Annotated in this window: 13 protein-coding genes and 2 pseudogenes; 10 read left to right on the top strand and 5 right to left on the bottom strand. The window is 68.9% G+C overall.

The features are described from left to right. The 3 genes from GRX66_RS10035 to GRX66_RS10025 all read left to right on the top strand — a co-directional run. Positions 1–536 (top strand): hypothetical protein (locus GRX66_RS10035; protein WP_159526438.1); only part of this gene is annotated, 536 nt, incomplete at its 5' end. Continuing rightward, on the top strand, positions 533–1,195 hold the full coding sequence (locus GRX66_RS10030; RefSeq protein WP_159526437.1) for a hypothetical protein: 663 nt from the start codon (positions 533–535) through the stop codon (positions 1,193–1,195). The genes GRX66_RS10035 and GRX66_RS10030, both read left to right, overlap by 4 nt. Before the next feature lie 102 nt (positions 1,196–1,297). Continuing rightward, positions 1,298–1,498 (top strand): dodecin, encoded by a 201-nt coding sequence (locus tag GRX66_RS10025; protein ID WP_159526436.1) that lies wholly within the window; start codon positions 1,298–1,300, stop codon positions 1,496–1,498. 18 nt (positions 1,499–1,516) lie between these two features. Here the strand turns inward: GRX66_RS10025 and GRX66_RS10020 are convergent, their stop codons facing one another. The 3 genes from GRX66_RS10020 to GRX66_RS10010 form a co-directional block, all read right to left on the bottom strand. Next, a complete protein-coding gene (locus tag GRX66_RS10020) occupies positions 1,517–1,882 on the bottom strand; it encodes a HesB/IscA family protein (protein ID WP_159526435.1) in 366 nt (121 codons plus the stop codon). A 373-nt stretch (positions 1,883–2,255) separates the two neighbouring features. Further along, positions 2,256–3,536 carry a histidinol dehydrogenase gene (gene hisD, locus GRX66_RS10015; RefSeq protein ID WP_159526434.1) on the bottom strand — a complete coding sequence of 427 codons (1,281 nt, stop codon included), beginning with the start codon at positions 3,534–3,536 and terminating at the stop codon, positions 2,256–2,258. An 85-nt stretch (positions 3,537–3,621) separates the two neighbouring features. After that, positions 3,622–5,256, bottom strand: coding sequence for a SufS family cysteine desulfurase (locus GRX66_RS10010; RefSeq protein WP_159526433.1), 1,635 nt, complete (start codon positions 5,254–5,256; stop codon positions 3,622–3,624). 205 nt (positions 5,257–5,461) lie between these two features. On the opposite strand from GRX66_RS10010, the gene GRX66_RS10005 reads away from it, so the two are divergent. Next, complete coding sequence (locus GRX66_RS10005; protein ID WP_159526432.1) at positions 5,462–5,845, top strand: DUF7475 family protein; 384 nt, start codon at positions 5,462–5,464, stop codon at positions 5,843–5,845. 34 nt (positions 5,846–5,879) lie between these two features. Here the strand turns inward: GRX66_RS10005 and GRX66_RS10000 are convergent, their stop codons facing one another. Continuing rightward, positions 5,880–9,182, bottom strand: coding sequence for an MMPL family transporter (locus GRX66_RS10000; protein ID WP_325064050.1), 3,303 nt, complete (start codon positions 9,180–9,182; stop codon positions 5,880–5,882). A gap of 201 nt (positions 9,183–9,383) precedes the next feature. On the opposite strand from GRX66_RS10000, the gene GRX66_RS09995 reads away from it, so the two are divergent. After that, the gene (locus GRX66_RS09995) at positions 9,384–10,037 is read left to right on the top strand and encodes a helix-turn-helix domain-containing protein (RefSeq protein ID WP_159526430.1); all 654 of its coding nucleotides are present in this window, start codon (positions 9,384–9,386) and stop codon (positions 10,035–10,037) included. Here GRX66_RS09995 and GRX66_RS09990 read toward each other — a convergent pair. Continuing rightward, positions 10,015–10,539 carry a winged helix-turn-helix domain-containing protein gene (locus GRX66_RS09990; RefSeq protein ID WP_159526429.1) on the bottom strand — a complete coding sequence of 175 codons (525 nt, stop codon included), beginning with the start codon at positions 10,537–10,539 and terminating at the stop codon, positions 10,015–10,017. The two genes, GRX66_RS09995 and GRX66_RS09990, sit on opposite strands and share 23 nt — an antisense overlap. 205 nt (positions 10,540–10,744) lie before the next feature. On the opposite strand from GRX66_RS09990, the gene GRX66_RS09985 reads away from it, so the two are divergent. From GRX66_RS09985 to GRX66_RS09965, 5 genes and pseudogenes are all read left to right on the top strand, one after another. Continuing rightward, positions 10,745–10,960 carry a heavy-metal-associated domain-containing protein gene (locus tag GRX66_RS09985; RefSeq protein WP_159526428.1) on the top strand — a complete coding sequence of 72 codons (216 nt, stop codon included), beginning with the start codon at positions 10,745–10,747 and terminating at the stop codon, positions 10,958–10,960. Positions 10,961–10,966: 6 nt separating this feature from the next. After that, a pseudogene (locus tag GRX66_RS09980) lies at positions 10,967–12,921 on the top strand (heavy metal translocating P-type ATPase). 91 nt (positions 12,922–13,012) lie between these two features. Continuing rightward, positions 13,013–13,675 carry a hypothetical protein gene (locus tag GRX66_RS09975; RefSeq protein WP_159526427.1) on the top strand — a complete coding sequence of 221 codons (663 nt, stop codon included), beginning with the start codon at positions 13,013–13,015 and terminating at the stop codon, positions 13,673–13,675. Positions 13,676–13,818: 143 nt separating this feature from the next. Then, positions 13,819–14,181: pseudogene (locus GRX66_RS09970) on the top strand (hypothetical protein); the annotation flags it as partial. Between the two features lie 4 nt (positions 14,182–14,185). Further along, on the top strand, positions 14,186–14,762 hold a 577-nt coding region (locus tag GRX66_RS09965; RefSeq protein ID WP_159526425.1), incomplete at its 3' end, for a class I SAM-dependent methyltransferase.

Raw genomic sequence — 14,762 nt, 5'->3', positions numbered from 1 at the left:
CCGCGGACTTCGTGTGGCTGTCGTTCGCGGTGACGCTCGTCGCGCTCGCGGTGGTCCCGCCGCTGTTGTTCCGGCATCCACGCGCGATGCTCCCCTGGGAGGTGCTGGCGCTGGCCGCGCTTCCGCTGTTCGGACGCGCGCTCGCGGCCCCCGGCCTGACGAGTAACGTGGCGACGTACCTTGCGATCGCTGCGCTCGCGCTCGTCGTCGCCGTGGAACTCGACACGTTCACGAGCGTCCGGCTCGCGAACTGGTTCGGCGTGGTGTTCGTCGTCGTCGCGACCATGGCAGCCGCCGGCTTCGTCGCGCTGCTCGGCTGGGGGCTGGACCTCACCGTCGGTGCGACGTTCGTCCTCCCCGCGGAACCGCCACTGACGGCCGCCGAGGAGGCCGCCGCGGTCGAGGGGCTCGTCCGGGACTTCGTCGCTGCGACGGCCGCGGGCGTAGTCGCCGGCGTCGTGTTCATCGCGTACTTCCGCCGGTACCCCGACGCACGCATTCGGCTCCCGGAGGAACTGGAGGGGGTGTTCGAATGAAGCTCCGCGACCGACTCCGCATCTCGGAGCGCCGCCAGCGCCAGGCAGCCCGGGGGATGCAACTGGCGCTCGTCGGGTTCGTGGCGCTCGGCGTCCTCCGGGCGAGCGTCGGCATCATCGTGAACGCGGGCCTCGCGCTCGCAGTGACGTACCTCCCTGCAGTCCTGGAGCGCGACTACAGCATCCCGATGGACGCAGGGCTGACGCTGTGGATCACGACGGCAGTCTTCCTGCACGCGCTCGGCATCGTCGGCGTCCCCGGCGTCACTGGAACCCTGTACGGGCCGAACTGGCCGACCTGGTGGGACCACCTCACGCACTTCCTGTCGTCGACTGTCGTCGCCGCCGCGGGGTACGCGACCGTCCGCGCGCTCGACGAGCACGACGACGGCATCGTGTTCCCGCCGAAGTTCACGTTCGTGTTCGTGGTGTTGTTCGTGATGGCGCTGGGCGTCCTCTGGGAGATCCTCGAGTACGCCATCTGGGTCGTCGGTTCCAGGGTCGGCGCGAGCGTCCTGACTGTGTACGGGGTCGACGACGTGATGCTCGACCTCGTGTTCAACGCCGGGGGTGCAGTCGTCGTCGGCGTCTGGGGGACGGCCTACCTCGCGGACGTCTCCGACGCCATCCGAGACGTCCTCGCCGCGGCGAGCGAGTAGTCCAGTTGCCACCGCCTCGGGCGCGTGTCAGCCGTCGGCTCCGACGCTCGCACCTCTCCCTGGCGGATACCTTTATGCGGTCGGCGGGGGAACTGTCAGGCGATGGTATACAAGAAGATACGACTCATCGGGACCAGCGAGGACAGTTTCGACGCGGCCGCCGAGGACGCGGTCGACCGCGCGGAGGACACCCTCCAGAACGTCAAGTGGGCGGAAGTGGTCGAACAGGGCGTCGAGATCGCGAGCGTGGAGAACAGACAGTACCAGGTAGAAGTCGAAGTCGCGTTCGAACTGGAGGACTGACCGCCGAGTGGGGCGCGGCTACGTGCGGAACGACTCGCCGCACCCACACTCGCTTTCGACGTTCGGATTCTGGACGTGGAACCCCGCTCCCTGGAGCCCGCCCTCGTAGGCGAGCTGGCTGCCGCCGACGTAGTTCAGGCTGGACTGGTCGACGAACAGCCGGATGCCGTTGCTGTCGAAGATGCGGTCCTCGGGCTCTGGTTCGTGCTCGAAGCGCATCCCGTAGGACAGCCCCGCACAGCCGCCCTGCTGAACGTACAGGCGGAGGCCTGCCTCAGCGGGGTCCATGCCCTCACTGTCCATGAGTTCGCGGGCCTGTTCCGCGGCCGACTCCGTCGCAGTGACGACGACGTCTTCCTCCCCGTTCTCGGCGGTGGCGCTCATGTCGAACACGTTCGTCTTAGGGCGGGATAAGCGTGGCGCCCGAGTTAGTCGTTCACACACATGTCGGGCGGGACGCCCGAGCGGCCATCACTCGTATCGGAGTGGCGCGCGTCCGTCCCGACGTGAACAGAGCAAACGGCCTGCTAGCGGTCGGCGCACTCCTGTTCGTCCTGCCGATACCGGGAACGTTTCTCACCGGGGCCGCGGTGCTCGTCGCGGGCGGCGTCGACAAGCTCCGCTGACCCGCAGTGGACCGCCAGCCCGTCCGAGTACCAACGTGACGACGCCGGAGGCGGACAGCGACCAGCCGAGCGTCCTGCGGTAGGAAACAGCACGACGACTGAGCGAGCGCGGTAAAATCCCGGCCCGACCGTCAGTCGTCGTCCTCGAAGCGCGCGTCCACGCTGGCTTCGTGCGCCTCGAGGCCTTCCGCGTCGGCGAGCGTCGTGATCGTGTTCCGGAGGTCGGCGAGCGCGCCCTCGTCGAGTCGCTGGACGGTCGTGGAGCGCACGAACGTGTCCACGGAGAGGCCGCCGACGACCTTCGCGCGGGCGTTCGTCGGCAACACGTGGTTCGTCCCGGTGGCGTAGTCGCCGGCGGCGACGGGGGCGTACGGCCCCATGAACACCGACCCCGCGGAGTCGATGCGGTCCAGCAGTTCCTCGTCGTCGGCCGCCTGGATGGAGAGGTGTTCGGCGGCGTACTCCTCGGCGAACAGCACGGCTTCGCTCATCGACCGCGCGACGAACACGCCGCTGGCGTCGGTATCGAGGGCTGCCTCGATGGTGTCGGCGCGCTCGCGGTCGGCGACCCGGGCCTCGACCTCGCGGCAGATGGCGTCCGCCGTCGCCTCGTCGTCCGTGACGGCGACGACGCTGGCCTCGGGGTCGTGTTCGGCTTGTGCGAGCACGTCGGCAGCGACGTACCCGGGGTCGGCGGTGTCGTCGGCGAGGACGAACAGCTCCGAGGGCCCGGCGAGGAAGTCGATGTCCACGTCCCCGCGCACCTCGGCTTTCGCCGCCGCGACGAACTTGTTCCCGGGGCCGACGACCTTCTGGCGCGGTCGATCCGTCTCAGTGCCGTACGCCAGCGCCGCGATGGCCTGCGCGCCGCCGGAGGCGTACACGCGGTCCGCGCCCGCGACGTGCATCGCCGCCAGCGTCACCGGGTTCATCTCCTCGGCGGGCGGCGTCGCCACCGCCACCTGGTCGACGCCCGCGACCTTCGCTGGAATCACGCCCATCAGCACGGACGAAGGATAGGCCGCAGTGCCGCCCGGGACGTAGACGCCGACGCGCTCTATCGGTCGGAACCGACGGCCGAGTTCGCGGCCGTCGGAGAACTCGCGGCGCCAGTCCTCGGGCACCTGGGCGTCGTGGAACTCGCGGACGTTCTCTGCCGCGTCCTCGATTGCCGCACGCACGTCGTCGTCGATTTCCTCGTACGCCCGCTCGGCGTCGTCGGTGACGTCGACGTTCCCGAGTTCAACGTCGTCGAACTCGCTGGCGTACCGGCGCAGCGCCACGTCGCCCTCCTCGCGCACGCTCTCGACGATGTCCCGGACCGTCGACCGGACCGCGTCGACGCCGGCCGTGCGCTCGAACAGCGCGCGCCGGCGGTCCGGTCCCAGGTCCGAGACGGCTTCGTAGTCCATACCTCGCGTAGCAGGCGGCGGCGAAAATGCGTTTCCATCCCCGTGACGCCAGCCAGCGACGGCGCCAGCCGGTAGCACCGCGGAGTCAGTCGTCGGAGACGCCCGCCTTCAGGGAGTGGAGGTGTTCGGTCGCTCCCTCGCGAATCACGTCCTCCGGGCCGTGGACGCACTCCTCGCGCATCCCCGGGTACTGGCCTTCGAGGAGGGACTCGATTTCGCCGTCCAGGCCCGCGAGCGCCTCCACCGGCCGCCCCTCGAGGTACTCCGCGAGGATGCTCGCGACGGCGCTCGAAACGGCACACGACTGGCTCACGAACCCGATGCGCTCGATAGTGCCGTCCTCGGCGACGTCGACGTGGAACTCGCCGTCGTCCCCGCAACTCGTCTCCTCGGAGTGCTTGCGGAACGTCGGGTCGCGGAGGCCGCCGGCCCCGGTGGGGTCCTCGAAGTGTTCGAGAATCCGGTCGTGGTAGCGCTCGGAGGCCAGCATCGCGTCCCGTTTGCCGGCGGCGTCCTCGATGGCGTCGAGGAGCGCGTCGACGTCCTCGCGGGTCGTGTAGGCGTAGAACGAGGCGCGCACCGACCCGGGGATGTCGAGGACGTCGTGCAGCGGCTGCGTACAGTGGTCGCCGGCGCGCACGGCGATGCCCCGGTCGTCCAGCAGCTCCGAGAGGTCGTGGCCGTGGACGCCGTCGACGTTGAACGCCACGAGACCGGACCGCTCGACGCCCGGCGGCGGACCGTACGTCTCCACGTCGTCGCGGTCCTCGAGTTCCGCGAGGAGGTACTGCGCGAGGTCGTTCTCGTGCTCGCGAACGGCGTCCATCCCGAGTTCGTCGAGGTAGTCGGCGGCCTCCGCGAGCGCGATGCCCTCCGCGATGGGCGGCGTCCCGGCCTCGAACTTCCAGGGGAGTTCGTTCCACGTGGACTCGTCGAACGTGACGTGGCGGATCATCTCGCCGCCGAACAGGAACGGCTCCATCTCTTCGAGGAGTTCCTGCTCGCCGTACAGGCAGCCGATGCCCGTCGGGCCCGCCATCTTGTGACCGGAGAACGCGAGGAAGTCCGCGCCCAGGTCGTCGACGTCCACGGGTCGCGTCGGCACTGACTGCGCGCCGTCCACGAGCACGGCCGCGTCGTGGTCGTGAGCGAGGTCGGCGAGTTCCCGCACGGGGTTGACGGTGCCGAGGACGTTCGAGACGTGCACGACGGACAGCAGTTCGACGTCGTCGTCGATGACCTCGCGAGCGTGGTCCATGTCGAGGCGGCCGTCGTCGTCGACTTCGACGTAGCGGACGTCCGCGCCGGTCTGCTCGGCGATCTGCTGCCAGGTCACCAGCGACGCGTGGTGCTCCATCTCCGTGGTGACGACCGCGTCGCCTTCGTCGAGGTGCTGCACGCCGTAGCCGTACGCGACGAGGTTGACGGCTTCCGTGGCGTTCTTCGTGAAGATCAGTTCCTCGCGGCCCTCGGCGCCGACGAATTCGGCGAGGCGGTCGTGGGCGTCCTCGTATGCGACCGACGCCTCGTGGCTGAGCGTGTGGATGCCGCGGTGGACGTTCGCATTGTACTCGTCGTAGAACGACTTCTCCGCAGTTGATACCCGCTCTGGGGTCTGCGTCGTGGCCGCGTTGTCGAGGTAGACGAGCGGTTCCCCGTCGGCGACCGTGCGCTGGAGGATGGGGAAGTCCGCCCGGACCTCGTCGGCGTCGAAGCTCATACCGTAAACGGGGCGAGACTCGCCGATAAGTGGTGGGGTAGCGGAGGCGTTCTCGGTCCGACCGGGACCCGGACGAGGCGGGGTTTCGGCACAGTCCCGAGCCGCGCCCTGGATTCGGGGCTCGGGTGCGACGAGCGCGAATCCAGCCGCAATTGCGAGTATGTTCGAGCGTAGGTTTAACGCGGCTCAGCGCGTACATTCCCGTATGAGTCAGTTATCTGATGCGTCCGCGTCCGAGTCGCGCACGGCGATTCACTGGCTGGCCGTCCTGCTCGTCGTCGCCACCGGCGCGATTCACGTCTACGCCGGCCTCGTCGAGGGCCGGATTCCCGTCTTGCTCGCCGGGGTCGGGTTCTTCGGCGGGATCGGGCTCTTCCTCGTCGACTTCCGCCGTCCCCTGCTGTACCTGGCGGGCGTCGTCTACACGGCCGTCCAGTTCCCGCTGTGGTACGTCGCGAAGGCCGGCGAGTTCACGGCAATCGGGTACGTGGACAAAGCCGTCCAGGTCGTCCTCGTCGTCACGCTCCTGTACCTCTACTGGCGGCGGCGCACGACGACTGGACGCGGCCGCGGATCGCCGAACGTCTGACTCTGGCGCGCCCGAACGCGGCGACCGAGTTCGCTCAGTCCGTCCGCAGCCAGGCGTCTCGAAGCCGCTGGACCTCCGTCTCGGTGACGCTCTCGCTCTCGACCGCTGCGGCGATGTCCGCGTCCGTGACCGCGCCGCGCTCGATGACGCGCTGGAAGACGTCCGCGACGACGGTGACGGCGTCGTCGCCTCGGACCGGACGGCCGCCGTCGACGGCCTCGACGACGCCCTGGAACTCGAAGACGTCGCCATCGCGCAGTTCACCGGGTAGCTCGACCGTATACTCGACCGTCGCAGCGGCCCGTCGCTCGTCGACCGCCCAGTACACCGACAAGCGGCCGTCGCGCCGATTCACGGCGACCGGGTCAGGCGTGACGGCCAGCGACACGACGTCGCCGGGGATCGTCTCCCGGAGGCACGTCCTGTCGGCGACCTCGCCGACCGAAACGGTCACTGGGACCGCCTGGTCCGGCAGCGCGTACGGCCGGTCTATCGTCCGTATCGGGCCCCCACCGGCAGCGACGGGTCCGTCGCCCGACTCCGTGGCTGCGGACTCGCCGCGACCCACGACCCGAGCCCAGACGACCAGCAGGCTCGGCAGGACGAACACGCTCGCGAGGAACGCGAACACGATGGTGACGGCGGTGATGAGCCCGAACGACTGCAGGAACGGGAGCACCGCGACGAGCAACACGGCGAACCCGCTGGCGGTGGTCGCCGCGCTGGACAGCAGCGCGCCGCCGGTGCCGGTGAGGGTCTCGTGGAGCGCGTCGGCGACCGTCTCCGCGTCGGCGAGCTCCTGGTTGAATCGCTCGCTGACGTGGAGGCTGTAGTCCACCCCGAGCCCGATTGTCAGCCCGGTGATCATGCCGGTGACGATGTTGAACGGGATGTCCAGCAGCGCCATCGTCCCGAGCACCCACGTCAGCGTGAACGCCACCGGGACGATGGTGACGACCCCCAGCGACGCGCTCCCCTCGGTGAGCCGGTAGGCCGCCGCGAGGACGACCAGCACCGACAGCAGCGCGACGACCAGGCTCAGGAACGCGGTCTCGGCGAGCTGGTCGGCCGTGATCTGGTTGACGATGACGTCGCCCGTCGCAATCGCTGAGACCCCGTCGCCGTGGACGTCCGCGGCGATCCACTCCATCTGGTCGCGGACGGTGCCGTCGTCGACCCCGCCGGCGAGCGTCACGACCATCCGGGCGGCCCGGTACTGGCCGTCCTCGCGGTGCACGACGTCGCCGGCGTCCTCGGGCGCGACCCGGTAGAGTTCGTCGTAGACGGCGGTTACGTTCTCGTCGGGGACGCCGTCGCCGTTCGTGTCGGCGCTCGCGTACGTCTCGTTGAACGACTCGTTGGTCGCCGCGACCCGGTCCATCACGGTCACCGGGTCGGTGATTGCGGCCTCCCCGTCGGCGTACGTCTCCGTCGCCGTCAGGTCGCTGGCGTTCGCGCGCGCCGAGTCGATGCGGGCCAGCGTCCCCGAGTCGGTCACGTCGCCCCTGACGAGTATCGTGGCCGTGGTGTCCTGCCTGACGAAGTCGGCGTCGAGCGTCTCGATTGCCGTCTCCGCCGTGTACGTCCCCGGTGCGACCGGGCCGGGCAAGTCCTTCAGCCACTCGTCGGGGTCCTCCGCCAGGAAGTCGGACTGCTCGAAGCTGGCGTCGATGTCAGTCGCGCCGTACGCGCCCACGCTGCTGACCACGACGGCGACAATAATCACGACGTACGGCGCCTTCGTCGCGAGCGTCGCGCCGACGCCGAGGACGCGATTGATTGGGCCCGCGCCCGTCCCGACCGCCGGCTTCACGCGGTCGACACCGCGGGCTTCGAGGACCGCGTCCAGTTCGACTTTGAGCGCGGGGACGAGCAGGCCGAAGACCAGCAGCGTCGCGACGATGCCGATGGCGCTGACGACACCGAGTTCGCGGAACACCGTCAGCGGGCTGATCAGGTTCGACAGGAAGCCGATGGCCGTGGTCGTCGTCACGTAGACGAGCGCCACGCCGACGCTGCCGAGCGCGACGGCCATCGCGCGACTGGGCGACGCTTCCGGGGTCTCTCGGGCCTCCCGGTAGCGCATCACGACGTGGAGGCCGTAGTCGATGGAGAGCCCCACCAGCAGGACGAGCACGACGACGAACGGCTGGCTGAACGCGATGTCGAACCACCCCATCGCGCCGAACGTCCACACCAGCACGAGCGCGATGCCGAGCAGCCCCAACAAGATGTCCAGCAGGTCCCGGTAGACGATCACGAGCACCAGCAGGACGAACGCGACGGCCAGCGGCCCGACCAGCAGGACGCTGTCTTTCATCGAGTCGGTGATCTCCGCGGACACGATGCCGTCACCGTAGAGCAACACGGACGTGACGCCGTCGTCCGGTGTGAGCGCCGCCATCGCCGCCTGGGAGTCTTCGATTTCCCCGGGCGCGTCGCCCGGTGCGAACGACCCGCCGGGCGTCTCCTGGGTCACCACGAGCAGCGTCGCGTTGGTCTCGGTCGAGCCCGGTTCGTAGTAGTCGGGCACGAACGCGAGCGCCTGCGAGGACTGTTTCTCGTTGCCAGCGAGCACGTCCGCAGCGAGCGTTTCGACCTGCGAATCGTTCAGCGACCGGAGTTCGTCGACCTGCGCGGTCAGCGTCGGGTCCAGGTCTGCCAGGTCGTTCCTGTCCTCGGCGAGGGCCTCGTACTCGTCGGCGAGGATGCGCCGCGTGACGTTCTCCGTCGTCCCACGCTGACCCTCCGAACCGTCGGTTTCTCCGCCGTCAGCCCGGCGCTGTTCGACGGCGTCCTCGAAGTGCGCGTAGTCCTCGTCTGTGAGGGTCACGGCCGTGTTCGCGTCGACGTCGTCGAACGCCGACTCGACGCCGGCGTTCGGATTGCGGGCGAGGGTTTCGACGCTGTCCGCGAGCGCCGCCGCCGTCGCTGCGAGTTCGCCCTCCCGGGTCTGGAGCTCCTCGACCCGGTTCCGTCGGATGGACGCCGTTGCGACCAGGTTCGCGACGCTGCGCATCGAGTCGCTCTCGACGAGCGTGTCGTTGACCGTCGCGTTGGCTTCCAGCGCCTGTTCGTACTCGAGTATCGCGAGGAGCGTCTCGCGGTCCAGGACGTCGTCGTCCTGCACGACGACCTGTGCGGACGTCGTGCCAGCGGTGCCCCCGGAGAAGTTCGCGTCGGCGTAGTCGAGGGCCTCGGCCTCGTCGGCGTCGGTCTGGAACTGGCCGAGTGACGTCGACTGGTCGACCATCGGGACGCCGGCGGCGGCGACGGTCGACGCCACGAGCATCACCGCGAGCACGACGCGAGTGTTGTCCGCGATCCACTCACTCACACCCAGCCTCATCGCCGTCCCACCCGTCGAAGGTGTGGGCCGTCCCCCGGCGCGACGTCGTTCCGTACGACAGTGCCTGTCAACATCGAGTAGGGCTTGGAGCCTAGGCTGGTTAGTCGACAGCGCGAACGCTCGGGGGAGGTGCGAATATATTCGCACCACCCGTTATGGAGAGGCTGCCCCTAGCTGACCTCACAGGCGATGCCGCACGCGAAACTCACCATCGACATCCCCGACCAGACCTGGATCGGCGACATCTCCGCGGCCCATCCCGAGTTGGTGTTCCAGGTCGTCACGAGCATCCCCGCGGCGGACTCCGGCATCGGCCTCGTCCGCCTCACGGCCGCCGACCCACTGCCCATCATCACCGACATCCAGGCCCGCGACGACGTCCAGAGCCTCGAGTTGCTCTGGAAGCACGACGACGAAGCCCTCCTCCAAATACAGACGCTGAACCCCCTCCCGCTGCTCCCGGTCTGGCGGGCGGGCGTCCCGCTGAAGATGCCCTTCGACATCCAGGACGGCGAGGCGACGTGGGAGGTGACGACGTCGAACAGCCGGCTGTCCAGCCTCCGCACGCACCTCGACGACATCGGGATCGACTTCGACATCGAGTTCGTTCGCGAAATCGGCGCGAGCCAGGCCGACCAGTTGCTGACCGACCGCCAGCAGGAGGTACTGCTGGCGGCGGTCGAGGCCGGGTACTACCGGTCACCGCGGGAGTCGACGCTCGGCGAAGTCGCGGAAACCCTCGGCGTCGCGAACGCGACCTGCAGCGACGTCCTGCACCGCGCGGAGGGACACGTCGTCCACTGGTTCGTCGACGAGCACGTCACGGGTTCCGGTGGGCTCTGACGAACGCGCGCCGCAGGACAGTCAGGAGGACGTACGTCTCGTACTTCTGGGTGCGGCAGTGCTCGCAGGGCTGCATGTCCGCGACGACGTCATCGATTTCGTCTCCGTACTCGGTCGTGAGCGTTTCGAGCGCGTCCCTGACTGCCGGCTGGACCGCCTCCGTCATCGCCTCGACTGCGGGTGCTGCAGAATCCGGCAGCGAGTACGAGAGCACGATGGTGTTGGCGTGGTAGTACTTCGTGGTCCCGCCACGCCCCTCCTCGAAGCGGACGACGTCGACCAGGCCGGCGTCCCGCAGTTCGTTGATGTGGTGGCGGATGGTGTTCTCCGTGCGGTCGAACCCGCGGTCTGCGAGGCGCTCGTGTACCTCGGCGGCCGTCAGCGCTTCCTCGTCGAGGATGTCGAGAATCATCGCTCGCATCGGTTCGTCGATCGCGTCCGAGACCTCGGGGTCGCGGATGGCGATGTCCTCGAGTTCCGGGTCCGCGTCGGACGTGCTCATACCTGGACGAAGGGCTGGCCCGGAGAAAAACCCGCCCGTCCGCTCGCAGGGACTGGGATACGCGCAGCGGCCCCTGCGGGGTGCCCCGCCGCGAACCACCCGAAGCCCTAGACGGGTCGTTTGCCCACCGATACGAGTTGTTTATCTACTCCAACATATCATCTAAAAAATACTTTAGGGGGTGGCCGCCCTCCGATCGAGTGTAATGAGCGAAACGACACAGTACCGCGTCATGGACTTCGACTGCCCCACCTGCGCGACCACCGTCGAGCGCGCCCTCTCGGGTGTCGACGGCGTCGAATCAGTCGAGGTGCACTACTCGACCGGCCGCGTCGAAATCGACTACGACGACGACGTCGCGGACCCGGGGACCTTCGAGACGACCATCGAGAACCAGGGGTACACGCCCCAACCCGCCTGAACCACGATGGAGACACGAACAATCGAGCAGTACGTCCGCAAACACCGCACCGCCCTCGTCGCGACGGCCAGCGGCATCCTCTACGGCGGCGGGTGGACCCTCGGCTACTTCACCAGCCTGAACACGGCCAGCGCCGCCGTCCTGATCACCGCGGCCGTGGTCGGCGGCTACGACATCGCCAGGGCCGCCTACTACGAGGTGAAGAGCCGGACCCTGGGTATCAAGACGCTTGTAACGCTGGCCGCCGTGGGCGCCATCGCCATCGGCGCCTACTGGGAGGCCGCCGCGGTGGTCTTCCTGTTCAGCTTCGGGAGCTACCTCGAAGGCCGGACCATGCGGAAGACCCGCAACGCCCTCCAGGAACTGCTGGAACTGGCGCCCGACACCGCGACGGTCCGCCGCGACGGCGAACTCGTCGAGGTGCCCGCTCACGAAGTGGCCGTCGGCGACGTCGTCGTCGTCAAGCCCGGCGAGAAGATTCCCGTCGACGGCGACGTCGTCGAGGGCGAGAGCACCGTCAATCAGGCGCCCGTCACCGGCGAGAGCGCGCCCGTCCGCAAGGCGCCCGGCGACGAACTCTACGCCGGCACCGTCAATCAGGACGGCGCCCTCGAGGTCCGCACGACAGGGTCGGGCTCTGACACCACGCTCCAGCGCATCATCGAGCGCGTCGAGCACGCCCAGGAAGCCCAGTCCCCCACGGAATCGCTGATCGACCGCTTCGCGAAGTACTACACGCCGGGCGTGATCGCCCTGTCCATCGGCGCGTACGCCGTCACCCAGAACGCGATCCTCTCGCTGACGCTGTTGGTCATCGGCTGCCCCGGCGCGCTCGTCATCGGGCCGCCGGTCAGCATCGTGAGCGCAATCGGCAACGCCGCCCGCTCCGGCGTCCTCATGAAGGGCGGCGAGCACCTCGAACGCGCCGGAAAGATCGACCTCGTCGCGTTCGACAAGACGGGCACGCTCACGAAGGGGGAAGCCACCGTCGCCGACGTCGAGGGCTTCGGAACCACCGCCGACGACGCGCTGGAACTCGCGGCAATCGCCGAGAAGAAGAGCGAACACCACCTCGCCGACGCCATCGTCGAGGCAGCCCGGAAGCCCACGTCTGTAGCGTCCGACGGCGGCACGACGACAGCCACGGACGGCGGCACGACGACCGCCCGAGAGGCCGACACAGCTGCCGCTGGCGCCGAGCAGCCGCCGGTTCCGGACCCCGAGGACTTCAACGTGGTCCCGGGCAAGGGCGTCGTCGCCCGCTACGACGGTCACGAACTCCTCGTCGGGAACCGCGCGCTGCTGGAGGAACGCGACGTCGACGTCTCCCAGGCCGTCGCGGATCCGTCCGCGCCCGCGAGGACCGCGGCGACACTGCCATCCACGTCGTGCGTGACGGGACTGTCGTCGGCGTGATCGCCGTGCGCGACGAACTCCGGGCGGCGGCGCCGGCCGTTATCGAAGACCTGCAGAACGCGGGCATCGAGACGGTGCTGTTGACCGGCGACAACGAGCGGACGGCCGCCGCGGTAGCCGGCGAGGTCGACATCGACGACGTCCGCGCCGAACTCCTCCCGGCGGACAAGCAGACGGCCATCGAGGATCTCCAGGACGACGGCCACGTCGTGGCGATGGTGGGCGACGGCATCAACGACGCGCCCTCGCTGGCGACGGCCGACGTCGGCATCGCGATGGGCGCTGCGGGCACGGACACCGCTATCGAGACGTCGGACATGGCGCTGATGGCCGACGACCTCGAGCGGATTCCGTACGCTGTCAAACTGAGCAAGGCGACCCGCTGGAACGTCATCGAGAACGTCGGCCTCGCCGTGGTGACCGTGACGCTGCTGCTGGCGGGCGTGCTCACCAGTTACGTCACGCTCGCGCTCGGGATGCTCGTCCACGAGGCCAGCGTCCTCGCCGTGATACTCAACGGGATGCGCCTGCTGCGGTTCGAATGACAGCCGATGCGACCACGCCACACACAATGACAGCCAACGCGACGACCACGCCACCCACGAAGAAAGCCAACGCCACAGCGACACCCCACCAATGACAGACAGCGAGACAGCGACAGACTCGAACCACACGACGACGAACCTGGCCATCGAGTACGACGCCGACCCAATTCGAATCCGTGACCCGGTCGCGGAAGCACTGGGCGTCCTCGACTCCGGCGACCCGTTCGTCGTCAGCTACGAGGACGTGGTCAAAGCGGCTGGACACTCCTGTCCGACCGCCTCGGGCGCGTTCCGGATCGCCCAACTGGGGCTCGACGCGCTGTACCCCGACGACCGCCCGGTCCGCAGCGAGGTCGAAGTCCACGCCGCGGGACCGCGCGAAGACGCCACCTACGGCGTGATGGGGCGGCTCGTCTCGTACGTCACGGGCGCCGCCCAGGAGGACGGCTTCGGTGGGCTCGCGGGCGGCATCGGCGACCGCCGCGACCTCCTGCAGTTCGACGCGTTCGAGCCAGAGACGCCGGCGCCGACGTTCCGGTTCCGGCGGACCGACACGGGGAAAACGGTTCAGGTGACCTACCACGTGAGCGAGGTTCCGGACGGCGGTCCGGCGTTGGGCGCGCTGCAGCAGATTCTCGACGGCTCCGCGACCGCCGAGCAGCGAGACGCGTTCTCGGACGCGTGGCACGGGCGCGTCCGGGCCGTGCTGTCGGACGACTCGCTGTTCACCGTCGAGGCAGTCGACGCCGAGTGAGCGCCCCGGGCCGGGCGGACCTGACAGGCCGGCATCGTAGTCCAGTTCACTTCGCCCCTACACCAGCCGACAGTTCCGCAACGTACCGAACGGCGGGTCCACTTATTTGACGCTGCGGCGGGAACACACGGCCGATGCTCCGCCGACTGCTCCACGGACTCGGCTACCTGATTTCGCCCGTTCTCTTTCTCGGCGCGAACACGCCGTCGGCAGTGGTGCGGCGACTCCGCATCGCGTACCGCCTCGTCGGCGTTCGCATCGTCGAAACGCCGCGCGTCGACGACGTCGAACGGACGGTCTTCCTGTGTCCGTACCGGAATCTGGGTGCGACGTGGTTCGGGGAGAAGTGGGTCTGCCACGACGTCCTCGACCGCGTCGACGACGGCTACGTGACGTACCTGCGCGAACACAAGGACATCGACTACCAGCGGCCGCGCGGCTGTGCGGACCTGGCGTACTGCGAGGAGTCCGCGCACTGCTACTCTGAGGTCTCGGACCTGGAGTGACGCGATGGGCGACGACCAGCTCCGCGACCGGATCACCGACCAGTTCTCCTACCGGGGGTCGCGGGCCGACATCTGGCGCGTGTTCGACCGGTTGTTGGACACCGACGCGTTCCTGAATCTGGGGTACTCGAGGTGGTACCAGCCCCACGTCGGCGCCGCGAGTCAGCGGCGCCTGGTCACGCTGCTCGGCGAGCGACTCGCCGCGTACTGCTCGACGACGCAGGACGCCCGCCTCCTCGACGTCGGGTGCGGACGCGGCGGGCCGACGGTCCACCTCGCCGAACAGTTCGGATTCCGGGCGACCGGCGTCGACCTCGTGCCGTACAACGTCGCTCGCGCCCGCGAGAACGCCAGGAAGCGCGGCGTCGACGCGACGTTCGTCGTGGGCGACGCGACCAGCCTCCCGTTCGCGTCCGCGTCGCTTCCGGCCTGCGTCGGCGTCGACGCGTTCGTCTACCTCCCGGACCGCGGGGCCGTCTTCGCGGAAATCGCCGACGTCCTCCAGCCGGATGGCGTCCTCGTGTTCTCGGACCTCCTCGCCCGGGCGGGCGTCGACGACGCCGACAGTCGGGCCGTCTCGG

This window comes from Halobacterium bonnevillei (assembly GCF_009831555.1).
GTDB lineage: Archaea > Halobacteriota > Halobacteria > Halobacteriales > Halobacteriaceae > Halobacterium > Halobacterium bonnevillei.
Note: the sequence above shows the minus strand (reverse complement) of the source record. Positions and strands in the feature narration are given on the sequence as shown.